General features: G+C 45.8%; 16 protein-coding genes and 1 tRNA gene. 12 read left to right on the top strand and 5 right to left on the bottom strand.

Annotation, left to right across the window (positions count from 1 at the left end; genetic code table 11):
- Window positions 1-387 precede the first annotated feature (387 nt).
- The 5 genes from EPL05_RS12310 (at window position 388) to EPL05_RS12290 (ending at window position 6,924) form a co-directional block, all read left to right on the top strand.
- Window positions 388-1,050: an SGNH/GDSL hydrolase family protein gene (locus EPL05_RS12310; protein WP_128534271.1), complete on the top strand. Its 663-nt coding sequence runs from the start codon at window positions 388-390 to the stop codon at window positions 1,048-1,050.
- A 116-nt stretch (window positions 1,051-1,166) separates the two neighbouring features.
- The gene (locus EPL05_RS12305; RefSeq protein ID WP_128534270.1) at window positions 1,167-3,449 is read left to right on the top strand and encodes a GH92 family glycosyl hydrolase; all 2,283 of its coding nucleotides are present in this window, start codon (window positions 1,167-1,169) and stop codon (window positions 3,447-3,449) included.
- Window positions 3,450-3,559: 110 nt separating this feature from the next.
- On the top strand, window positions 3,560-4,789 hold the full coding sequence (locus EPL05_RS12300; RefSeq protein ID WP_128534269.1) for a sugar MFS transporter: 1,230 nt from the start codon (window positions 3,560-3,562) through the stop codon (window positions 4,787-4,789).
- A 129-nt stretch (window positions 4,790-4,918) separates the two neighbouring features.
- Window positions 4,919-5,935 carry a substrate-binding domain-containing protein gene (locus EPL05_RS12295; protein WP_128534268.1) on the top strand — a complete coding sequence of 339 codons (1,017 nt, stop codon included), beginning with the start codon at window positions 4,919-4,921 and terminating at the stop codon, window positions 5,933-5,935.
- Window positions 5,936-6,078: 143 nt separating this feature from the next.
- The gene (locus EPL05_RS12290; protein WP_128534267.1) at window positions 6,079-6,924 is read left to right on the top strand and encodes a phosphatidylinositol-specific phospholipase C/glycerophosphodiester phosphodiesterase family protein; all 846 of its coding nucleotides are present in this window, start codon (window positions 6,079-6,081) and stop codon (window positions 6,922-6,924) included.
- A gap of 75 nt (window positions 6,925-6,999) precedes the next feature.
- On the opposite strand, the gene EPL05_RS12285 is transcribed toward EPL05_RS12290, so the two are convergent.
- From EPL05_RS12285 to EPL05_RS12265, 5 genes are all read right to left on the bottom strand, one after another.
- Window positions 7,000-7,086, bottom strand: a tRNA-Ser gene (locus EPL05_RS12285).
- A 105-nt stretch (window positions 7,087-7,191) separates the two neighbouring features.
- Window positions 7,192-8,292: an alginate lyase family protein gene (locus tag EPL05_RS12280; RefSeq protein WP_128534266.1), complete on the bottom strand. Its 1,101-nt coding sequence runs from the start codon at window positions 8,290-8,292 to the stop codon at window positions 7,192-7,194.
- A 43-nt stretch (window positions 8,293-8,335) separates the two neighbouring features.
- Window positions 8,336-8,686, bottom strand: a complete 351-nt coding sequence (locus EPL05_RS12275; protein ID WP_208394737.1) for a cupin domain-containing protein — start codon at window positions 8,684-8,686, stop codon at window positions 8,336-8,338.
- Between the two features lie 2 nt (window positions 8,687-8,688).
- Window positions 8,689-9,915: a glycoside hydrolase family 88 protein gene (locus EPL05_RS12270; RefSeq protein ID WP_128534264.1), complete on the bottom strand. Its 1,227-nt coding sequence runs from the start codon at window positions 9,913-9,915 to the stop codon at window positions 8,689-8,691.
- Between the two features lie 14 nt (window positions 9,916-9,929).
- The gene (locus tag EPL05_RS12265; protein WP_128534263.1) at window positions 9,930-10,553 is read right to left on the bottom strand and encodes a YhcH/YjgK/YiaL family protein; all 624 of its coding nucleotides are present in this window, start codon (window positions 10,551-10,553) and stop codon (window positions 9,930-9,932) included.
- A 277-nt stretch (window positions 10,554-10,830) separates the two neighbouring features.
- On the opposite strand from EPL05_RS12265, the gene kduI reads away from it, so the two are divergent.
- The 7 genes from kduI (at window position 10,831) to EPL05_RS12230 (ending at window position 23,015) form a co-directional block, all read left to right on the top strand.
- Window positions 10,831-11,661 (top strand): 5-dehydro-4-deoxy-D-glucuronate isomerase, encoded by an 831-nt coding sequence (gene kduI, locus EPL05_RS12260; RefSeq protein ID WP_128534262.1) that lies wholly within the window; start codon window positions 10,831-10,833, stop codon window positions 11,659-11,661.
- Between the two features lie 38 nt (window positions 11,662-11,699).
- Window positions 11,700-12,986: an MFS transporter gene (locus EPL05_RS12255; RefSeq protein WP_128534261.1), complete on the top strand. Its 1,287-nt coding sequence runs from the start codon at window positions 11,700-11,702 to the stop codon at window positions 12,984-12,986.
- 87 nt (window positions 12,987-13,073) lie between these two features.
- Entirely contained in the window at window positions 13,074-14,105 is a 1,032-nt protein-coding gene (locus tag EPL05_RS12250; protein ID WP_128534260.1) for a LacI family DNA-binding transcriptional regulator, read from the top strand.
- 225 nt (window positions 14,106-14,330) lie between these two features.
- Window positions 14,331-15,113 (top strand): DUF4350 domain-containing protein, encoded by a 783-nt coding sequence (locus EPL05_RS12245; protein ID WP_128534259.1) that lies wholly within the window; start codon window positions 14,331-14,333, stop codon window positions 15,111-15,113.
- A gap of 196 nt (window positions 15,114-15,309) precedes the next feature.
- Complete coding sequence (locus EPL05_RS12240) at window positions 15,310-18,546, top strand: SusC/RagA family TonB-linked outer membrane protein (protein WP_243837284.1); 3,237 nt, start codon at window positions 15,310-15,312, stop codon at window positions 18,544-18,546.
- 18 nt (window positions 18,547-18,564) lie between these two features.
- A complete protein-coding gene (locus tag EPL05_RS12235) occupies window positions 18,565-20,436 on the top strand; it encodes a RagB/SusD family nutrient uptake outer membrane protein (RefSeq protein ID WP_128534258.1) in 1,872 nt (623 codons plus the stop codon).
- Window positions 20,437-20,552: 116 nt separating this feature from the next.
- On the top strand, window positions 20,553-23,015 hold the full coding sequence (locus EPL05_RS12230) for a glycoside hydrolase family 2 protein (RefSeq protein WP_128534257.1): 2,463 nt from the start codon (window positions 20,553-20,555) through the stop codon (window positions 23,013-23,015).
- Window positions 23,016-23,103 lie beyond the last annotated feature (88 nt).

The raw sequence follows: 23,103 nt of genomic DNA, 5'->3' as shown, positions 1-23,103 counted from the left end.
CATAATTCAAAGTGTTAACCTTTTAAAATATTATTAATCAATAAGTTGTATTTTTAAAGGTTAACACAAAACAAGCTTTTTTTTACCGTCGAAAAGGTATTAAAGTTTAAAGCTGGCGGTGGGGGCACCATCAGCAGGGCTCTTCCTTGTTTGTGGTGTCCTCACCACAAACTTTTAAATGTCGAAAGTATCGCGAGCGTTGGCTATACTGGCGGTGAGTACACCGCCAGCCTGTTTATATTCCAGGTTTGCGGTGTCCTCACTGCAAACACCCGAAAAACCTTTCCCAAAAAGGTATTTTCAATAATTCTCACATATAATTTGTTACTTTAAAAAAAATATATAATTTAGCTAAATCAATTTAGCATTTATGCCAATTAAACTAAAATGAAGAAATTATTTATGCTTGCCGCAATTGTGGTAATGTGCAGCTTTCAAATAAAAAATCCAGTTAAAATTGTGTTTTTCGGCGATTCTATCACCGAATACGGTGTACGCCCGGATGGCTATATCACCCTATTTCAGCGAAAATTAAAAGATAATAACAAGGCCACCGATTACGAGGCCGCCGGGGCAGGCATCGGTGGTAATAAGATCTACGACCTGTACCTCCGCTACGAAGATGATGTGCTTGCCAAGAACCCCGATGTGGTTGTGATATGGGTGGGGGTGAACGATGTTTGGCACAAACGCATGTTTGGTACCGGCACCGATTGGGATAAGTTCGGCAAATTCTACACCGCGCTCATCAAGAAATTCCAGGCAAAGGGTATTAAAGTTACCATCTGTACCCCGGCTTCTGTAGGAGAGAAAACCGATTTTAGCAATGAACTGGATGGCGATCTGAACAAATACTCGCAAATCATCCGTGATGTAGCGGCACAAAACAATTGCGGATTGATAGATTTCCGTAAGATCTTCCACGAGTACGGTTTAAAAAATAATCCGCGGAACAAAGACAGGGACATCCTCACTGTGGATGGAGTGCACCTGAATGCCGAGGGCAACAGGCAAGTGGCTGATGTCATGTATCAAACACTGATAAAATAGTATTTTTTGGTTTATTTTTGGTTTGGAGGAGGCGGTGGCGCCTCCTCTTTTTTTAACAATTGCTAAAACGATTTTAGCTGCTAATTAGATGGATTGTTGGTAAATTGCGTTTACAAATGAAGAGAGTTTTACATGTCTGCACAGCCTTAGTACTTTTTACCCTTATGCTTTCGGCACAGGAAGTAAACCTGGTTAAGTATGTAAACACCCGGCAGGGTACCAATACCAAATACGAATTTTCGTACGGTAATACCTATCCAGCCACTTCGCTACCCTTTGGCATGAACACCTGGACGCCCCAAACCGGTAAAAACGGAGACGGCTGGAAGTACCAATACTTTGAGAAAACTATTCGCGGGTTTCAACAGTCGCACCAATGCAGTTCCTGGGTGAATGATTATGCGGTGTTTTCGCTGATGCCTGTTACCGGCGACCTGGTGGTGAACGAGGATAAACGCGCGGCATCCTTCAGTCACGCTAACGAAATTGCCCAGCCCAGCTACTACAAAGTAAAGCTGGATAACAATATCACCACCGAAATGTCGCCCACCGAGCGCGGTGCGCATCTGCGTTTTACCTTCCCCAAGGGGGCAAGTTCCTATCTTGTATTGGATGGCTATACCAAAATGAGCATGGTAAGCATCCACCCCAAAACAAAAACCATTACGGGCTATATAAACAATTGCCGCTGGGCACCGCAGGGCTTTAAAAACTATTTCATCATCACTTTTGATAAACCGTTTACCACTTTTGGTACCTGGGAAAATAAAAAGAATACCACCACGGCCGATAACAAAACCGCCGAAGGGGAAGGTGTTGGCGCTTACATTAAGTTTAAAGATGGCGAGACGGTACAGGCAAAAGTGGCTTCGTCATACATTAGCCCGGCGCAGGCCGCGCTTACTTTAAAAACAGAATTAGGCGGCTACAGATCATTCAATGATACCCATAAAGCGGCTGATAAAATTTGGAACGCGCTGCTTGGCCGTATGGCGGTTGAGGGCGGCACCGAAGAAGAAAAGGCGACCTTTTACTCTTGTATGTACCACGCCAACCTGTTTTCGCACCAATTTTTTGAATATGGCGAAGATGGTAAACCGTATTACTATAGCCCTTACGATAGTAAGGTACACGATGGTTATATGTATACTGATAACGGTTTTTGGGACACGTTCCGCGCCCAGTTTCCGCTGAATACTATTTTGCATCCAAAAATGGAGGGGCAATTGGTCCAGGCCCTTCTGGATGCTCAAAAACAATGCGGTTGGTTGCCCTCATGGTCTTTCCCCGGCGAAACGGGTGGCATGTTGGGTAACCATTCCATATCGTTATTAGCCGATGCCTGGATGAAGGGCATCCACAGTTTCGACCCAAAACAAGCCCTGGAAGCTTACTACCACGAGGCCACAAACAAAGGCCCATGGGGAAGTGCCAACGGCAGACCGGGCTGGAAGGAATACTATGCCAATGGCTTTGTACCGTACACCAAACAAACCGAAGGGGCCACCGCCTGGACACTGGAATTTGCCTATGACGATTTTTGCGCCTATCAACTGGCAAAAGCAACTGGCAATAAATATTACGAAGATGTTTTTGCCCGCCAGATGTATAACTATAAAAACCTGTTCGACCCGAAAACGCGTTTTATGCGTGCTAAAGATGCTAAGGGTGATTGGATAGAACCCTTCGACCCGATGGATTGGGGAGGGCCGTATACCGAGGGTAACGCCTGGCATTGGACCTGGTCGGTTTTTCATGATACGCAAGGGCTCATCAACCTGATGGGGGGCGACAAGAATTTCACCGCGAAGATAGATTCCGTATTCAGCGAGCCGGGCACCATAAAGGTTGGTGGCTACGGGCAGGTTATCCACGAGATGACGGAGATGGCCGAGTTTAAAATGGGCCAGTTTGCGCAGGGGAATGAACCTATCCACCACATGCTGTACATGTACAACTACGCCGGCCAGCCCTGGAAAGCGCAAATGCATCTGCGCGAGGTAATGAATAAAATGTACAATGCAACCGAGAACGGTTACCCCGGCGATGAAGACGAGGGGCAAATGTCGAGTTGGTTTGTGTTGAGCGCGGCGGGTTTTTACAGCGTTTGCCCGGGAACCGATCAGTATGTTATCGGCAGTCCGCTGTTCAAAAAAATGACGATAGCGCTGGAGAACGGCAACAAATTCACCATCGAGGCAAATAACAACAGCAAGGCTAATGTGTATATCCAGTCGGCAAAGTTAAACGGCAAGCCGTACACGCATAATTTTATTACGCAAACCGATATTATGAATGGCGGTGTGCTGCATTTGGAAATGGGCGCTCAACCCAATTTAACCCGTGGGCTTGCACCGGAGGACAGGCCGTTCTCTTTATCGCGCGCTGAGCGGCCTTAATAATTGATATAAGCGAAAAATCATCAGTGATGGATGAAGGCTATTTGGTACTTGCAAAACATTTGAGTTAATTTACAGCACCAATATAACCCCAATTTAAACTTTGCCGGATGGACGCCAAACCCAAGTTTACCGAACGGAAATACCTGTTAGTGCTGCTTTTTGTTACCTCGTTGTTTTTGATGTGGGGCATCTCTATGACGCTGGGCGATGTGCTGAACCGGCATTTTCAAAACGTGTTGCACGTAAGCAAGGCCCGGTCGGCCTATGTACAGTTCTCCATCTTTGGGGCTTACTTTGTAATGGGGATCCCGGCAGGGGTGTTCATGAAAAGGTTTGGATATAAGAACGGCGTTTTGCTGGGGCTGCTGCTTTATTCCGTAGGGGCATTCCTGTTTATTCCTGCGGCGAACGCCGGATCTTTTACATTCTTCCGGGTAGCGTTGTTTATTTTAGCTTGCGGCATGGCAACTTTAGAAACTGTAGCGCATCCCTTTGTAGCGTCCCTGGGCGACCAGTGCACCAGCGACCAGCGCATCAACTTTGCCCAGGCATTTAATGGGGTAGGCGGTATCATCGGGCCAATTATTGGCAGCTCTGTTATCTTCGCGGGCGAGCAGGACCTGGTATCTGTAAAGCACCTTTATATTACCATTGGCGCCGTAATTGCCGTAATAGCTATCGCGTTTGCATTTGTAAAAGTCCCCGCGCTTAACGACCCGCATGTAGTGGCAACTGATTCTTATTCGGTTGCAGAAGCGCCCCATGCCGATAAAAAACTTTTTGAGCATAAGCACTTTGTTTTCGCGGTGATAGCGCAGTTATTCAATGTAGCCGCTCAAGGCGGAACCTGGGCCTTTTTTATCAACTACGGGCACGAAGTGATGCATTTTAGCGATGCTAATGCGAGTAGATTTTTTGCGCTGAGTATGGTAATGATGATGACAGGCCGTTTCGCAGGTACGTTCCTGATGCGCTTTATTGCGCCTTATAAATTGTTAGCTGCTTTTGCACTCGCAAATATTTTGATGTGCCTTATTGTAGCGCAGGGTTTTGGATGGGTATCGTTTGTGGCGCTTTTGTTCATCAATTTCTTTTTCAGCATTATGTTCCCAACCATATTCAGTCTTGGGTTGAAGAACATGGGTAAGCAAACGCAGCAGGCCTCATCGTTTATTGTGATGGGGGTTGTAGGTGGTGGCTTATTCCCGCTGCTGATGGGTTTAGTTGCCAACCACAGCGTGGCGCATGCCTATTATTTACCCATTATTTGTTATGCGGTTATCTTCCTTTTCGGCTTTAATTACAAGCGCTTAAATAAAAGCTCAGTTGCAGTATAATTTTTATGGCAAAATAATATTTGGATGATTGAATTTTATTGAAAATCTTTACAATAAATCGATTTAACAGGCATTTATTGCTCAGCTTGTTTGTGATATTAATTATATTTGAATTTATAAAAACAGCACGTGAAAAAACTCTCCATAGTTGATATTGCCAACCACCTAAACGTTTCTAAAACCACTATCTCTTTTATTTTGAACGGGCGTGCGCAGGAGAAGCGGATTGGTAAAGAACTGGTGGAACGCGTACAAAAATTTGTAGACGAAGTAGGGTATAAGCCCAATTCGCTCGCCAAGAGTTTGCGCACCGGTAAATCAAATATCATTGGTCTTATGGTGGAGGATATCTCCAACCCGTTTTTCGCCGCTATAGCTAGGCTCATTGAAGACAGGGCCTACAAAAACGGTTATAAAATTATTTATTGCAGTACCGATAACGATACCTCTAAAACCAAGGACCTCATCAATATGTTCCGCGACAGGCATGTGGATGGCTATATTATTGCCCCGCCCGAAGGCATAGAGGAGGACATTAGCTCGCTGATAAAAGACGGGATGCCCGTGGTTTTGTTCGACAGGCATTTGCCAAATGTAAGTACCGACTATGTGGAGATAGACAACCTGTTCAGCACCTACAATGCCACGATGCATTTGGTGCAGCAGGGGTATAAAAACATTGCCTTTGTTACCTTCGCGTCGCATCAAACTCAAATGCAAGCTCGTTTGCAGGGTTATAAAGACGCGATAAAGGCCAGCGGATTAAGGCCCGTGGTGCAGGAGATCGTGTTCGATCAGAACGAAGAACTCATCATGGGGCCTATAGCTACCTTCCTCAAAAAAAATAAAAACCTCGATGCGGTGTTCTTTGGTACCAACCATGTAGGCACCTGCGGGTTAAAGGTGATCAATAACCTTGGGCTAAAAGTACCGGATGACCTTGCTCTTATCTCCTTTGATGATTATGATGTGTTTAAACTATTCTCGCCACCTGTGAGCGCGATAGCCCAGCCTATCGAAGCTATTGCCGATAGCGTAATAACTGTGTTGCTGAACAAACTAAACACTTCATCCCAGCATATCAGTTCCCAATCCATCGTGCTGAAAACAGATTTCAATATCCGGGGCTCATCTAAAGCTAAATAAACCCAGGCTATTCCCCTGTGAATTTTTAGTTTTAAGAGCGTTTCTCGTAGAGAAAAAATTTAACGAAATTTAACATGCAATTGTCATAGAATTATCATTTGGTATTGATTATATCCCTATCTTAGGGCAAACAATTATGACTTATGCCAAGAGGAAACCAGTACCCGCGCTTTGTTAAGTTATTTTTATTATTGTGGATGATGATGGCAAGTTTCAAAAGCTTCGCCCAATCCATCCCGCTCGCAAATGCCTTCGCCCATAATGACTATTGGCACAAACGACCTTTGTTTGATGCGCTCGATAATGGTTTTACACACGTAGAAGCCGATATTTACCTGCGCAATGGCAAGCTGATAGTAGCGCATATTTTGCCCATGCTGGAGAAAACCCGCACGCTGGAAAGCCTTTATCTTGCGCCGTTGATGGATTGCATTAGCGGCACCAGCAAACTGGCGAGCCGCCCTGTGGCACCTATTACCCTGATGATAGATATCAAATCTAACGCTAATAAAACTTATTCGGCTTTAGAGGTGCTGCTTGATAAATACAGGTCGGTGATCTCCGGGTACGAAAACGGTGTTTACGTACAGCGCCATATAAACGTTGTGATAACGGGTAACAAACCATTTAAAATGCTAAAGGCAGAGCAAAACCGCCTTGCTTTTATTGATGAGGACTTGATGAAAACCTACCACGATACGCTTGCTACCAACGTGTACCAAACCGCAAGCTGCAAATACGGGAAAATAGTTAAATGGAATGGCAAAGGCGAAATGCCGACAGCCCAAAAGCAGAAACTTATTGCCTTTGTGAACATGGCCCATAAATTCGGCAAAAAAGTAAGACTCTGGGCCTCGCCCGAAAGTGAGCTGGTTTGGACCCAATTATTAAACTGCGGGGTGGATCTCATAAATACCGATAAACTGCAGGAACTTAAAGGCTTTTTATTGGCGAGGCAGGGCACCTACGCAAACGTAAACCTACCTTAAAATTAAAATCATAAAAGAGCCCGGTAAACTTGCAAGTTCACCGGGCTTTTATATGCCCGCGGTGGCGGGGAAAAGCGGAGAGGGAGGGATTCAAACCCCCGGTACCTATAACAGTACACCTGGTTTCGAATCAGGCACATTCGATCACTCTGACACCTCTCCGGATAGGTTCAACAAAACAAAAAATCCTGCCGTTGCAGGACGAGTTTTGCGAAATACAAATATAGCGCTGCTGGTATAAAGCGCAAAATTTAGTTCAATTAAAGTTTATTTAGCTCCGGCGGCATCGGCAGCAACCTTATTGATAGCTAAGCGCCAGTTCATGTAAGTACTGTTATGCGCGGCTTTGCGTATGATCACGGTATAGTCGTCATCAAAATAAGCCGCCAGAGCGAAGGTTTCAATGCCGTTCTTAGGTTCGAACAAAGTGCCGGGGGCGTAGCCTTTTTCGTTGTTTTGGGCACGTTTTAAATCAAACGGTACCTTGCTTTTCACAAATTCGGGGTGTGTTTTTTCACCCGTCATAAACGGCGTCATGTAATCAACACACTTTTTAATGGACGAACCATTGGCAGTTTGATAGGTAAAGTAGTTTTTACCAGTTGCCTGGTAAATGGCGATACAGGTAGATATCAAAGGCTCCAGGTCGTAAGTTTGGTAGTGGAAAGCATCGCGTTCCAACAGATCGTGCGTGGTGCCGTCGGGATTTAGGTTTACGTTCAGTTGTTTTTCCAGTTCCTGTGTAATGATACTGTTGTAGCTCTCATCGTGTAGTGTATACGCAATCAGCGTTATCATTTTTATCCGGTGCGAATTCCAATTATTGATCGCTGTTCCCCTGCCGCCCTTAGCATACGGACTATTCACCAGCGTATCGGCAATGCTTTTCATCCAGGCATCTATCAGGGTGCGGGGATCTGGTTTCATTTTGTTTCTTACCAAGTCATAAGCAGTTACCATATCCTCCAACTTGGTTTGGTTGATAGGGTCGCCGGTGGCTTTGTTTGTGGTAGCCCAAGCGGTCAAAAAATCGGTGGCCTTAGTTAAATACGTTGCCTTGCCGAAGTAAGTATAGGCTAATGCCAGCGCATAGGTTTTATAAGCATCTTCAACGGCTTTAAGGCTGGCGGTTTTCCTCGGGTCGCCCGCTAAGAGTCCCTGCGATAATATTTCTACAATTGGGTTTGGCGTTTGGTTCAACGCGCTGTCTGCTGCTTGCTGATAGGGTTCAAATGCTTTTTTATAGTCGGCATTACTGTTTATGGCCTTGCGCATTAACGCGACTTCTTTTTTATTGAGGCTGGTCATCTGCGCCTTTACAGCAAACACAACCGTCATTAAACTCAAAAAACATATCAGCTTCTTCATCCGAAAAATAATTATACGATGTTTACACAAACCCAATCCAACCTTATTTGCCGTCGGTACTTACAAAATCCAGGCGTGCCGGGCTAAAGGCATCTACCAGTATGCCATCTTCCAGGCAAACACAGCCGTGCACCGTAAAGGGTGGTACATAGTAACCATCACCTTCGTTTATGATTTTTACAGTTTCGCCCAGTGTCATTTCAAAGGAGCCGCTTGCCACATATGCTACCTGCGAATGCTCATGGCTATGCAAGTCACCGCGCCCCCCTTTCATGAATCTTACTTTCACCATCATCAGCTTATTATCGTAGCCCAACACTTTCCGTTGAACGCCCGGAGCTACGGTTAGCCACTCGGTACTATCTTCAAACTGGAACAGATCGCTTTGCATCATCACTAATTTTTAAAAATACCAACGGCGTTTATCACCGGTTTCTTATCTGCAAGGTGCTTTTGACGGAGCAGGGCTTCAAGGTAGTAGTAATCCGCGTAAATTATCGGCACATCAATTTCGCTGTTGGCGGGTTTGTGCCCGGTACTATGCAGCAGCAGAAAACCGCGTGCGCTATCAGTCTGGGGCTGGTAACTGGTGTTTAAGGAGTTTAGAATTTTATTGGCCTTTTTCTTGTACAATTTTCCGTTTGTGCTGTAAGTGCTTAATTCATAAAGTGCCGATGCCGTAACAGCGGCTGCAGAAGCGTCGCGTGGCTGGTTGCCTTGTTTAGCGGCATCGTAATCCCAGTAGGGTACCAGGTCAGCGGGCATTTGCGGGTCGCTAAAAATGTATTTGGCTATCTTTTCGGCTTGCTGCAGGTAAATTATGTTGCCGGTTTCGCGGTAGCACATGGTATAGCCATATAAGCCCCATGCCTGCCCGCGCGCCCATGACGAACTATCCGCAAAGCCCTGGTGCGTTTGTTTATGCGCCACCTGGCCGGTTTCCGGGTCGTAATCTATCACATGATAAGAGCTATTATTCGCCCTGAAATGATTCTTCAGCGTTGTATTGGCATGGGCTACCGCTATTTTATAAAAGCTGGAATCGCCGCTTAATTTTGTCGCCTCAAAAAGCAGTTCGAGGTTCATCATATTATCAATAATAACCGGGAACTTCCATTCTTTACGGTTATCCCACGATTTTAGGCTGCCTACCTTAGGGTTAAATCGGGTTATCAGCGTTTTTGCCGCTTCAATAATGTCATCTTTATATCGCTGCTCATGGGTAAGGCGATAGGCGTTACCCACGCTGTTGTAGAGCTTAAAGCCCATATCGTGTGTGCCGCCATTTGTTTTCTCGGCCTCCATAACGGCGGTAAAGGGTTCTGATTGTTCTTTCCAGAAGGTATCGCCGGTATACTCATACAAAAACCACAGGTTGCCAGCAAAAAAGCCGCTGCACCAATCCTTGGGTGATACCAATACCAGGTTGCCGCTGCCATCCAGCGTGCGTGGCGATAATAAGTTTGGCTTGCCAGCCGTGGCTTTTGTTTTGGCGGTTTCGGTTAGTAATACCCGGGTTTGGCGCTGCGCGAACTGCATTGCTTTGGCATTGTTGTTTTGTGCCGATGCGCTTAAGGTTGCCGCGCCAAATAGCAAAAGCGAAAGGATGTGTTTAGTCTTCATAAATAGTTTGATACTTAGTTAACCACTTTAATTTTGATCACTAATTTTTTAACAATATCGTACCCGGCCACTTTAATGTTGGGGCGGTGTACATCCTGCGGGAAAAACAGGAAGAAGGTGCCGGGCTCCGCGGTGTAAAAAGTGCCTGCGGCTGTATAATTTGCAACGTCTTTGGTTTCGTCGTAAACTTTGGTAACGGTTGCATTATCTATTGGCGATACGGCAATTTGCTCTTTGCCATGTATTACATATTGCAGGTCGATATACTTTTTGTGCGATTCCCAGCCTGCTTTATCCAATTCTTTTGAAGGCCCTTCGGTTACACTTACATAAGCATTATCGCCATCTATTGGGTGTTTTCCGGTGCTCAGGGTATCTAAATTAGTTTCCTTTAAAAACAAAATCACTTTATCCCATACCGCTTTGTTGCTATGATATTGCCGGTAAAATTCAACCGCGTTGGTTGAGGGATGTACCGCCAGTTTTAGGCCCCCGTTCCAAGACTTTCCTTTAAGCCATTCGGTTGCGGTTTGCGGATTAACACTGTTGTTAGTTTTGGTTTGTGCAAGGGCGGTATTTTCCATTGTGATAAAACTGATAACAGCTAATGCAAGCTGTAAAATGGGTTTAATTTTCATATTGGTTATTAATTGGCATTTGCTTACAACGCTAATACCGGGGCGGAATTGGCGCTATCACAAGCCAATATTACAAGGAAATACTTAATAAGCACCTCGTGTTGGCGGGTAATTCTACGCAAACGTTATAGTTGCGAGGATTGTGTTTAGAAGGGACAGATGCATTTAAAATCGTCGATAACGTTTGCGTAGAAATAACAAGGCGATTGTTTTTGATTGCTATTGCATAATTGTACACTTGCCAAACAATTATAATTTAACCCTAACATTTCTTGTTTTGAAAGTAATACACAGTGTTCACCCTGATGATTTTAAGATCTATCAGACTGAACTGATACGCGAAAGATTTTTGCTGGAAAACCTTGTGCAGCCCAACCGGATAAATTGCGTGTATACCCACTATGATCGTGTTATAGCAGGTGTAGCGCACCCGGTAACGCAACCTTTAACCCTCAATACTTACGACAACCTTAAAGCCGAATATTTTTTAGAGCGACGCGAAATAGGCATTATTAACGTGGCCGGAGATGGCGAGGTAACCGCTGACGGAATCGTTTACAAATTAAACAAGCTGGATTGCCTGTATATAGGCAAGGGTGTTAAGCAAGTAACTTTTAGCGCCGCCAATGTTGCCGAGCCACCGGTTTTTTACCTGCTCTCCACACCAGCGCATAAAAACTACCCAACATCGTTGATGACCATTAACGACGCGGAAAAAGTTAACGCCGGCGGCGATGATACTGCCAACAAACGCACCATCAATAAATACATCCACAAAGCGGGGATAGCCAGTTGCCAACTGGTAATGGGCTTAACTATTTTGCATACCGGCAGTGTATGGAACACTATGCCGCCGCATGTACATGACCGCCGCATGGAAGCTTACTTTTATTTTGATATCCCCGCAGGGCAAAAAGTGTTTCATTTGATGGGGGAGGAAACACAATCCAGGCACATTTTAATAGATAACTATAACGCGGTGATATCCCCGCCCTGGAGTATGCACTCGGGTGCAGGCACCAGTAACTATAGCTTTATATGGGGAATGGGGGGCGAAAACCTCGATTATACCGATATGGATGCCATCAAGATCGAAAATATCAGGTAATAAAACAGGCGTATTTCCCCACGATAGAATCATCAATTATGAGCGATACAAAAAAAACTAATTACCGCTGGGTTGTAGTAAGCCTGCTGTTTTTTGCCACAACCATTAACTATCTCGACAGGCAGGTAATAGGCTTCCTGAAACCAACACTTGAGAAGGAATTTAACTGGACGGAGGAAGACTACGGGCATATTGTTATGGCTTTCCAGGCAGCCTACGCTATTGGCTTGCTTGGCTTTGGCGGTGTTATTGATAAGCTGGGCACTAAGTTGGGGTACACTATCTCGCTTATTGTATGGAGCCTGGCTGCTATGTTACATGCTTTGGTAAAATCTACCTTAGGTTTTGGCGCGGCGCGTGCTGCCTTAGGGATAGGAGAATCGGGTAATTTCCCGGCAGCTATTAAGGTGGTGGCCGAGTGGTTCCCCAAAAAAGAGCGGGCGCTGGCAACGGGTATATTTAATTCGGGTGCAAATATTGGCGCGGTAGCAGCGCCTGTGATGGTCCCCTGGATATTGGGGATCTACGGCTGGCAGATGGCGTTTTTGATTACCGGTGCAATTGGCTTTATATGGCTTATATTTTGGTGGCTGTTTTACGAAGTGCCATCCAGGCACAAGCAAATAAACAAAGCTGAATTTAAATATATCCATAGCGATATCAACGACGAGCCGGAAGCTGCTCAAACCCCGGTTAAATGGGTACAGCTTTTCGCCATCAGGCAAACCTGGGCGTTTGTGATCGGTAAATTCCTTACCGACCCTATCTGGTGGTTCTTTCTGTTCTGGCTACCCTCGTATTTTGCCAGCACGTTTAACTTAAATCTGAGCAAACCAAGTCTGCCTTTGGTTATCGTGTATACGGCTACTACCATTGGCAGTATTGGTGGCGGCTACCTGTCGTCGTGGTTTATTAAACGCGGGATGCCCATTTTTAAAGCGCGTAAAACGGCCATGTTTTTATTCGCGCTTTGCGTGCTGCCCATATTTGGTGCACGGTATGCCACCAATATTTGGCAGGCGGTTGCCTTGATAAGTTTAGCCGCAGCGGCACACCAGGCGTGGAGCGCCAATATATTTACTACCGCGTCAGACATGTTCCCTAAAAGGGCGGTTAGCTCTGTGGTAGGTATTGGCGGTATGGCGGGCTCGGTAGGGGGCATTATATTCCCGCTGCTGGTTGGCTGGATATTGGAAACCTATAAAGTGGCGGGCCATATTACGGCTGGTTACAATATCATATTTTCTATTTGCGCCTGCGCTTATTTACTGGCCTGGCTGGTGATGCACCTGTTAACACCCCGTATGAAAGTTGTAACTTTATAGTAATATTTAGGCTTTATTAAGCAAGAATTTATTACATTGGTGAAATGTTAAAAAATAGCTACCACTGTTATTTAACAATTAGCCAATATGAACTTCAGCTCAATTACCATAAAAGATATCGCTACGGCGCTAAATCTTTCAGTATCTACTGTTTCAAAAGCGTTACGGGATAGTTACGAGATAAGCGAGAATACAAAGAAACTGGTAAAAGAGTACGCGCAGGAACATAATTACCGGCCAAACCCTATTGCCCAAAGTTTAAAGCAGGGGCGCAGCAAGTCAATTGGTATTGTGGTATCCACCATCGAAAATCAATTTTTTTCGCAGGTAATTAACGGTATCGAATCTGTAGCCTACGAGGCCGGGTTTAATGTTATCATCACGCAAACACACGAATCTTACGAGCTGGAGGTAAAGAACGTGGGGCACCTTACGCACCGTTCTATCGACGGTTTGCTGATCTCTCTTTCAACCGAAACCAACGATATAACGCACCTGAAGACGCTGCACAAGCAAGGCCTGCCAATTGTTTTCTTTGATCGTATTACCGACGAGATTGACACCCATAAAGTAATTGCCGATAATTTTAAAGGAGGATATGATGCCACGCGCCACCTGTTGGATTCTGGCTATAAACGCATAGCGCATATCACCAGCCCGCCTAATATATCTATCACCAAAGAACGTTTCGCCGGGTACCGGAAGGCCTTGGAAGAAGCCGGGATAGCTATTGACGAAGCCTATATAAAGTATTGCCCGCATGGCGGCCGCGATATTGGCGAGATAGAGAATGCACTGAACGAGCTGCTCTCGCTTAAAGATAAACCCGATGCCATCTTCACCACATCGGACAGGATCACCACAACTACGCTGAGTTTACTGAACAAGTTTAAAATAAAGATCCCTCAAGAAATAGCGCTTATCGGTTATACCAACACCACCCTGGCCGATGTTTTGAACCCTTCGCTCAGTTCGGTTTACCAACCCGGTTTTGAGATGGGGCAGAAGGCCACTCAGAAACTGTTAGAACTCATTTTAGCCAAAAGGCCGATTTATGATTTTGAAACGCTGGTATTACCTACCCAATTGGTTACACGCGATTCTACCGCCCGCCAGTAATCGTAATTCCCACCCTCTCCAACTTACTTAGTGTTTTTAGTTTTTTGCTGAAATGTTTGTGTAAATAATACAACAATAGCCCCAACTATTGCGCAGCGAAAACGATGTCGTAAATAAATATGCCTGATATATGTTAACGGTAAGCTAACAAAAGTACTTTTGGTTAGTGCAGTTGTAAATACGCCAATTATAAACACTGCAATAATTATTAAATATCTCTCTAAAATGAAACGCAAGCTGGCCGTTATCGTGCTCTTCGTGTATTCAATGGTTACCTGTAAGGCAATGGCCCAAACCGTTGCGCTTGATTATTATTTTAACCACGAAACACATACTACCAAAGCCGGGCAGGCCGAACGGTTCCATTACCTATGGGAAGATACCGCCAATTCCGGGTTCTCGGTATGGGGTAGTATCTTCAAATCTCAGGGCGCTTCACTTACCAGCATTGATGTTGCGCCAACTCCCCAAAATTTAAAGAATGTAGCCGTATACATCATTGTTGACCCCGATAGCCAAAAAGAAAATAAGCAGCCGAACTATATCCAAAAAGCCGACGCGGATAACATCGCCCAATGGGTAAAGGCAGGCGGCGTGCTGATTTTAATGGCAAACGATAGCGCAAATGTAGAGCTGAATCATTTTAACCTGCTTGCCGGGTACTTTGGCCTCCATTTTAATAACGACATGCAAAACCATGTGATCGACGACGCGCATTTTGAAGATGGCGCGGTTATTATCGACAATAACCCTTTTTTTAAAACAGCAAGAAAAGCTTTTATAAAAGACGCCTGCAGCATTAGCCTGACAGGCACAGCCAAACCACTATTAACAACCGCCGGTGGTGCCGCCATCGCGGCGATTGCCAGATACGGCAAAGGCACTGTTATAGCCGTGGGCGATCCCTGGCTTTATAATGAATATGTGAACGGCAGGTTACCGGCCGGTTTTGATAACGATAAAGCCGCTACCGATCTTGCTAAATACCTTTTGTCTCTCAACCAATAACCAAAATACCAGTATCAACTAACTCTAACAGCAACCATGAAACAAACAACCAACGAAAAAGTAACGTAGCGGGCCGCTAACGCCACAACCCGGCAAAATTTAAGATCCAGATTCTCTTGTTAAAAAAATTGCGGTGCACAACCGCCGGGGAATCCTTTTGTCATTTTTTTTAAACCTTAATTCTTAACATATCAATATGAAGAATAGACCTCTACAAAAAACGTTAAAAAGATGTGCCGCTTTGGTCGCCATTTCGCTTTTCGCGATGGGTGCAAGTGCAAACGCGCATAACAGCAAAGTGCATCCGGGCGGGGCAACCCCAACCGGCGAAACCCTGCCAAATAACACTGCCGCAATTACGCAGGCAAAAATAACAGGTGTTGTTACCGATGAAAAAAACCTGCCTTTGCCTGGCGTAAGCGTAAGAATAAAAGGCACCACCATAGGTATCACAACAGATGCTAACGGTAAATATTCGCTTGATGCAGATGCAGGCGCGGTACTGGTGTTTTCGTTTATTGGGTATACTCAAAAGGAGGTAACCGTTGGCTCTGCTACCGAATACAATGTGCAGATATTGCCAAATTCGCGCAACCTTAACGAGGTTGTAGTTATTGGTTATGGTACCCGTGCGGTAAAAGACGTAACAGGTGCTATCACCAGCGTAAAAGCAGATAAATTTGAAAACGATAACCCGGCCAGCGTTACCGACGTTTTGCGCGGTGCGGTACCGGGTATTTCAGTATCGTTAAGCACTTCGCCTAAAGGCGGCAGTGTTGGCGACTTGCAAATACGCGGCCAGGCCAGTCTTTCGGGTAACGTGCGGCCATTGATCGTGCTGGATGGTGTGATCTATTTTGGCGACTTGGCCGACATTAACCCCAATGATATTGACCGCTTAGATGTACAGCGCGACCCAAGCGCGCTGGCCGTTTACGGCGCACAGGCGGCCGGTGGCGTAGTTGCAATCACTACCAAAAAAGGTAAAAAGGGCGGCTCCGTAATTACGCTGAACGCCAATACAGGCATCGCCCAACTGCTGCAAAACCAAAAGTTTTACCAGGGCGAAGGCTTCCTGAACTGGAGGTCCGACGTGCAGCGAAGCGCCAACTCATCAAACCCCTACTATTATTATAGCGACCCAAGGGCCCTGCCCGATGGTGTAACCACCGCCCAGTTTTTGGCCGGGGCGACAGGCGATCCGGTTACCATTTACCTGCAGCGCCTGGGCTTGTTCCCCAACGAGATAGCCAATTACCAGAACGGTAAGGTAACCGACTGGAGTAAACTGATTTTTAGGAACGGCGTAAGGCAGGATTATACCGCAAGTTTATCCGGCCGCGGCGATAATGTGAGCTATTACTTCTCGGGCAACTTTACAAAAAATCAGAACCTCATCAATGGTGGCCAGTACAATAACATCCGCTTCCGCGCCAACCTGGAAGGTAAAGCCGCCAAGTTCCTCACCCTTGGTATGAACACCCAGTTTGCCGTGAGAGACGAAGGCGCTTCGGCCGCTTCTTTATCCAATCAGTCGATAGACCGCACCGAGTCCGACTGGACCCAGATCATTAACTCATCGCCTTATGGTGATGTTTACAATGCCGACGGATCGCTGCGCAGGATAGATACCGACGACAGCGGTTTGAACCAGCGTAGCCCCTTTCTGGGCCAGCGCTACAACTCCAACGTTAACGTGCAAAACGAGTTATTCAGCGTGCTTTTTGCGCGTGTAGATCTTCCTTTCGGGTTTAAATACACCCTTAACTTTTCTCCGCAGATAGAATCGTACCGCAACTTCTTCTTCCGTCCGGTGGCCAATCCTAATGAGCTTTCGGGTGGTAGCGGTATCCGCACCATGGAGAACAGGTACAGGTACAATCTCGATAACATCCTTAACTGGAATAAAAACTTTGGTATCCACGCGTTTGATGTAACGTTTCTGCTCAATAAAGAAAAATATCAAAGCTGGTACACCACTGCTTCTAACACCCAGTTTAGCCCAAGCGATGTATTGGGGTACCACAACATAGGCGCGGGTACGCTGCCGATAGAAGGCAGCGACGACCGTGTTTATAACGCCGATGCGTTAATGGGCCGTTTGAACTACACACTGCTGGGCAGGTACAATTTTACTTTCACCGCCCGTCGCGATGGTTTCTCGCCATTTGGTTTAAAGAAACCACGGCAGAATTATGCTACAGGTGCCGTGGCCTGGACCTTTAGCGATGAAAAATTCTTTAAGGGCGATTTCTTTAAATGGCTCAACTTTGGTAAACTTCGCGTAGGGTACGGATCTAATGGTAACCGTTTACCGAGCGGCACTGCCGACCCAAGCCTTGCACTGGCCACCATTGTGGCGCAAAAATACGCCACGGTTACACCGGGCGGCGTTGTGGTGAACAACAACAGCATTTATGTAACCTCGCTGCAAAACAGCGACCTTACCTGGGAGCGCACCACAGGCCCCAACATTGGTTTAGATTTTACAATCCTGAATAACCGCCTTAGTGGTTCAATAGATGTTTATAAGCGTAAAACTACCGACCTCATTGTAAGCCGTTCTATCCCGTTGGTAGAAGGCTTGGTTAACTCTAACCCCTTTACCAACATTGGCGAAGTAACCAATAAGGGTATGGAAGTATTGCTGGAAGGTAAAATAATACAGAGTAAAAACTTTAACTGGAATGCTACCGGTACCTTTTACTTTAACCGCAATAAAATAGTTCACTTGTATGGCGAGTACCAAACCACCGATGCAAGCGGTAATACCATCACAAAAGAGAATGACGACATAGGTAACGGCTGGTTTATAGGGCACGATATTGCTGCCGTTTGGGATTACCGAATACTGGGCGTATGGCAAACCCCCGATGCCACCGAAGCTGCAAAATACGGCGCCAAACCCGGCGACTTTAAACTGCAGGACATGAACGGCGATTTTAAGTTTACCAACGATGATAAAGTGTTTTTGGGTACCACTACGCCTAAGTTCAGCTGGTCGTTACGTAACGATTTTAATTTCCTGCACAATTTCGATTTTTCGTTCATGCTCATTTCCAGCATGGGCCAGCTAAGGCAGTATAACCAGGCCACCAACAATTTGGGTGGCGTAGGGTATGGCCGAACCAACTCTTATGCATTGCCGTATTGGACAACCGATAACCCCATAAACGATTACGCCCGCCTAAACTCAGGCTCATCCGGCACTACCATTAACGTTTGGCGCAAGGCATCATTCGTGAGGTTGCAAACGGTATCGCTGGGTTACAACTTTAGTCCGCAGCTTATAAAAAAACTGGGTATGGCAAGTGCCAAACTGTTTGTTAACGCTACCAACGCTGCAGTATTTTCCGACTGGCCACTGTGGGACCCTCAGAACAACGGCCCAACCCCAAGGTATTTGGCTGCAGGTTTTAACGTAACTTTTTAACGGATCAAGTGATTAGATATGAAAAAGATAAATAAAAATATTATAGCCGGTTTTATGGCAACTGCCATACTTATTGGCAGCGGGTGTACAAAGCTGAACGAACTGGTTCCGGAAGCGCCTTCAAAATTCACACCGGATAACACGCTTAACTCGCCGGCAGCTTTTAGGGCAGCATTGCTTAACCTTAACTTAAGCGTGCGGTTCGAGTACTTTGGCGACTCAGCGCCAATGCTCACCGAGTCGATATTTACGGATGCGGCTGTGGAAGGCACAACAGATAAAACCACCCCGGCGCAGGACCTTAACGTGAGGATAACACCAACTGCTAACCTAAACAACGACGATTACAATAAGATAGGCCGTTACTGGCAGGTATGGTGGCAGGGCGTGCACGATGCAAACGTAATTATATCAAGGGCAGGCGGCATCACCTGGCCTTCGGATGATGAACGTGACAAAGTGCTGGCTGGCGCTTATTTTCACCGGGCATACAGGTATTATCGCCTGGTGCACGAGTTTGGCGATGTGCCATTGATACTGAAGGAAGAAAGCGCTGTGAATACCGGCTACCTCACCACCCAGCGCATGGTAATACTTAAACAGATGAAAACAGACCTGGACTTTGCCATCACCAAACTGGTTGATAATGGCAACAAGGGCGAGCCATCTAAAGGCGCTGCTGCACATTTATTAGCTAAGATAGACCTTGCCTTAGGCTTGTTTGACGAAGCTATAGCAGCGGCAAACGTTGCAATAAACGGCCCATACGCGTTAATGACCAATCGCTTTGGTATTGTTGCCAGCGACGCGTCGAAGAACGTGGTTTGGGACCTGCACCGCCCGGAAAATAAAGCGATAGCCTCGAACACCGAAGCGCTTTACATAGTGATAGACCGCGAAACGCTGGATGGCGCTACTGTTAATGGCTCACAAGTGATGCGTAACTGCGTACCTATGTGGCACAATGGCACCATACTTACCCCGGGTGCATTAAAGCCGGGTATTTCAGACAAAATTACGGAAGAGTTCCCGATTACGCTTTGGTATGGCCGTGGTATTGGCCGTTTGCGCGGTACGCCGTATGCTACCAAATACATCTGGACAGACAATACAGACTTGCGCCATGCACCAGGTATGTGGATGAATATGACAGACCTGGTTTACAACCAACCCGGGCTTAAAACAACCGATGCTGCCTGGTACGGTAAAAACCTGGAACAGTATACTGCTGCAAACGTAAATAAAAGGTTCTTGAACGGTGCAAAAGATACCATCAGGGCATGGTTTGGCTGGCCGCATTATAAGGTGTTCATCGGTTCTGGTAAAACAGCCGTTGATAAATGGTGGTCGCCGCCGCGTGGTACCAATACCGATTGGTATGTGTTCCGCTTAGCAGAAACCTACCTGTTGCGTGCCGAAGCTTACTGGTGGAAAGGCCAAACAGCGCTTGCCATGGCTGATATTAACAAAGTAAGAGCCCGCGCAAAAGCGGAATTGTTAACCGACGACAGTAAAGTAAACATAGGTACTATATTGGATGAGCGCCAAAGGGAGCTTTACTGGGAAGAGCCACGTAAATCCGAGTTAACACGTATAGCCTATATTTTTGCCCAAACAGGTAAAGCGGCATACAATGGTAAAACTTACAGCGTGGCAAGTTTTTCTACCGATAACTTCTTTTACGACAGGATAATGGAGAAAAATGATTTTTACAAAAATCCAGCAGTTGTAACCAACTCGGGTAATCATTATACCATCTCCCCATATCACGTGCTATGGCCGATACCACAATCGGATATCGATCTTAACATCAATGGGCATATTAATCAAAACAAAGGCTATGCGGGGTCAGAGAATAATATACCGCCTTTAGATAAAATAGTGCCGTAGTTTAAAAATACGCTTTACCCGTTTTTAACGGGGCGGGTAAATGTATAGTTGGTTTATATTTGAGTAACCAGGCCCGAAAGATTAAGGGCCTGGTTTTTAATATTTAAATAATGTTAATGAAGCATAGCGGCCGCCAATTTGTTATTCTTTTTATGTTGATGATGGGGTGCAGCAACGCATACGCTCAGCAAAAGCAACGCTTAACAAATAATTGGGAGTTTATAAAGCAGGATTTGGGTGGCGTGTGGGAAGCCATAAGGCCGGTATCGCCGGGCAAACCGGAAGCGTATCCTGCCTGGAGTAAAGTAACCCTGCCTCATTGTTTTAACGATAGGGATGGGGTGGACCCCGATGTGAATTACTACCAGGGGCCGGGTTGGTACCGCACACAGCTAAACATAAATAACCCTTATGCCGCTGAGCGTACCATTTTACACTTTGAAGGCGCGGGGCAAAAAACCAAAGTGTACTTGTATGATAAACTGGTGGGTACCCACAATGGCGGATATGATGAATGGACTGTGGATATCACAGATGCCATTGCCGATTTCAAAAAAACAACTGCATTTACCAGGCAATATAAAGGCAAAGTGCCGGTAGAGATCCGTTGCGACAATACCCGCGACCTGGAAAGCATTCCCTCGCAACTATCAGATTTTAATATTTATGGCGGCTTGTACCGGCATGTAAATTTAATTTACCTGCCACAAGTAAGTATTGATAAATTGTACGCTAATGCTGAGCTTGATAAAGGCATGTCAAAAGGCTGGATCACCCCCAAAATTGATTTCTACAACCCAACCGGGGCCAGAAAAGTAAGCGGGGAACTGCTTGTGAAAGATGCCAACGGCAAGATAATACTTAAAGAAAAATTCAGTACCGATACCTTAAGGTCCGGTATATCTCTACCAAGGCTAAATATCGGCAAACCGCATCTATGGTCCACAATAGATCCGTATTTGTATACCATTGATATTACAGGCACCGCAGATGGTGACGTGTTTAAGCATACCGAAAAGGTTGGCTTCCGTAATTTTTTGTTTGTAGATAACGGGCCATTTAATTTAAATGGGAAACGCTTATTGCTGAAAGGCACACACAGGCACGAAGACCATGCGGGCGTAGCCGCGGCATTAACCGATAGCATCATGTTGCAGGAAATGCTGCTGATAAAAGAGATGGGTGCAAACTTTATTCGATTGGGGCATTACCAGCAATCCAAAACTATTTTAAACCTGTGCGATAGCCTGGGCCTGTTGGTTTGGGAAGAGGAACCCTGGTGCCGCGGAGGCCTTGGTGGCGATGCGTATAAGGCGCAGGCAAAAAATATGCTCACTAACATGATCAGGCAACATTATAACCATCCGTCTATCATATTATGGGGATTGGGTAATGAGAACGACTGGCCGGGCGATTTTGCTGAGTTTGATAAGCAAAAGATCCGCGCGTTTATGAGCGAACAAAACGATCTGGTTCACCGGCTCGATCCATCCCGCAAAACCACTATCCGCCGTTGCGATTTTTGCAGGGATATCCCCGATGTATATTCTCCAACCATTTGGGCCGGCTGGTACAAGGGTTTTTATCCTGATTATAAAAAATTTACAGAGGAAGAGTTTAAGAAAGTCCCGCATTTTATCCACGCCGAATGGGGAGGGGACAGCCATGCCAACCGGCACTCCGAAGAACCGGATAAGGCGCTGGCCAAGGTGATCAACGGCAAAGGCATCAGCGGCCCGGTGGATTCTACTTTATTTAGCGGTATTACCCGCATTGCCGATAACAGCGACTGGAGCGAAACCTACATTTGCAACCTTTTCGACTGGCACCTGAAAGAACAGGAACAAATGCCCTGGTTAACCGGCTCCGCGTTTTGGACCTTTAAAGATTTTTCGACCCCGATTCGACCAGAGAACCCCGTGCCTTACGTGAACCAGAAAGGCGTGGTAGAGCGCGACTTCACAAAAAAGGAATCTTATTACGTAGTGCAATCCTATTGGTCGGATAAATTGATGGCACATATTTATGGCCATAGCTGGCCAGAAAGATGGGGAAACTCCGGCGAAGAAAAGATGGTTAAAGTTTACTCCAATGCCGATAGAGCAGAGCTGTTTTTGAACGGTAAAAGCCAGGGCTTTAAAACCCGCGATCCGCAAAATTTCCCGGCGGCAGGCTTGCGCTGGATGGTTGTTTATAACAAAGGGGTAAATAGTATCAAAGTGGTTGCTTATAAAGGAAAATTGACTGTTACAGATACCATTACGCAATCCTATCAAACCGAAAAATGGGCAAAGCCCGTAAAAGTGCTGCTTGTTAAAACAGGTGATAAGGATGGTGTAGCAACAGTTGAAGCGAGGGTGTATGACGCCAACGGAGTGCCTTGCCTGGATGCCGCCAACTGGATAAATTTCTCGCTCTCCGGAAACGGAACGCTGATAGATGATCTGGGTACTTCAAAAGGTTCGCGTAAGTTGCAGGCGTATAATGGCAGGGCTGTTATCAGCGTAAGGCTAAATGGCGGCAATTCTGTTATTGGAGTGTTTTCTCCGGGTTTGCCGGTTAGCTTTTTAAAGTTGTAAACAATAGCATCCTGGCAAAGCCCATCGCGATGCGCAGGAAATGGAATAATAATATAAACGGGCCCGTAAGTGGGCATTGATTGTTAAA

The sequence above is a fragment of the Mucilaginibacter gilvus genome, assembly GCF_004054195.1.
Classification (GTDB): domain Bacteria; phylum Bacteroidota; class Bacteroidia; order Sphingobacteriales; family Sphingobacteriaceae; genus Mucilaginibacter; species Mucilaginibacter gilvus.
Note: the sequence above shows the minus strand (reverse complement) of the source record. Positions and strands in the feature narration are given on the sequence as shown.

Excerpts from the sequence above, each read along its gene's own strand:
- EPL05_RS12280 (WP_128534266.1), bottom strand. The coding sequence starts at position 8,292 with ATGAAGAAGCTGATATGTTTTTTGAGTTTAATGACGGTTGTGTTTGCT.
- EPL05_RS12310 (WP_128534271.1), top strand. The coding sequence starts at position 388 with ATGAAGAAATTATTTATGCTTGCCGCAATTGTGGTAATGTGCAGCTTT.
- EPL05_RS12300 (WP_128534269.1), top strand. The coding sequence starts at position 3,560 with ATGGACGCCAAACCCAAGTTTACCGAACGGAAATACCTGTTAGTGCTG.
- EPL05_RS12250 (WP_128534260.1), top strand. The coding sequence starts at position 13,074 with ATGAACTTCAGCTCAATTACCATAAAAGATATCGCTACGGCGCTAAAT.
- EPL05_RS12305 (WP_128534270.1), top strand. The coding sequence starts at position 1,167 with ATGAAGAGAGTTTTACATGTCTGCACAGCCTTAGTACTTTTTACCCTT.
- EPL05_RS12235 (WP_128534258.1), top strand. The coding sequence starts at position 18,565 with ATGAAAAAGATAAATAAAAATATTATAGCCGGTTTTATGGCAACTGCC.
- EPL05_RS12290 (WP_128534267.1), top strand. The coding sequence starts at position 6,079 with ATGCCAAGAGGAAACCAGTACCCGCGCTTTGTTAAGTTATTTTTATTA.
- EPL05_RS12270 (WP_128534264.1), bottom strand. The coding sequence starts at position 9,915 with ATGAAGACTAAACACATCCTTTCGCTTTTGCTATTTGGCGCGGCAACC.
- EPL05_RS12275 (WP_208394737.1), bottom strand. The coding sequence starts at position 8,686 with ATGATGCAAAGCGATCTGTTCCAGTTTGAAGATAGTACCGAGTGGCTA.
- EPL05_RS12240 (WP_243837284.1), top strand. The coding sequence starts at position 15,310 with ATGAAGAATAGACCTCTACAAAAAACGTTAAAAAGATGTGCCGCTTTG.
- EPL05_RS12245 (WP_128534259.1), top strand. The coding sequence starts at position 14,331 with ATGAAACGCAAGCTGGCCGTTATCGTGCTCTTCGTGTATTCAATGGTT.
- EPL05_RS12265 (WP_128534263.1), bottom strand. The coding sequence starts at position 10,553 with ATGAAAATTAAACCCATTTTACAGCTTGCATTAGCTGTTATCAGTTTT.
- EPL05_RS12230 (WP_128534257.1), top strand. The coding sequence starts at position 20,553 with ATGAAGCATAGCGGCCGCCAATTTGTTATTCTTTTTATGTTGATGATG.
- EPL05_RS12255 (WP_128534261.1), top strand. The coding sequence starts at position 11,700 with ATGAGCGATACAAAAAAAACTAATTACCGCTGGGTTGTAGTAAGCCTG.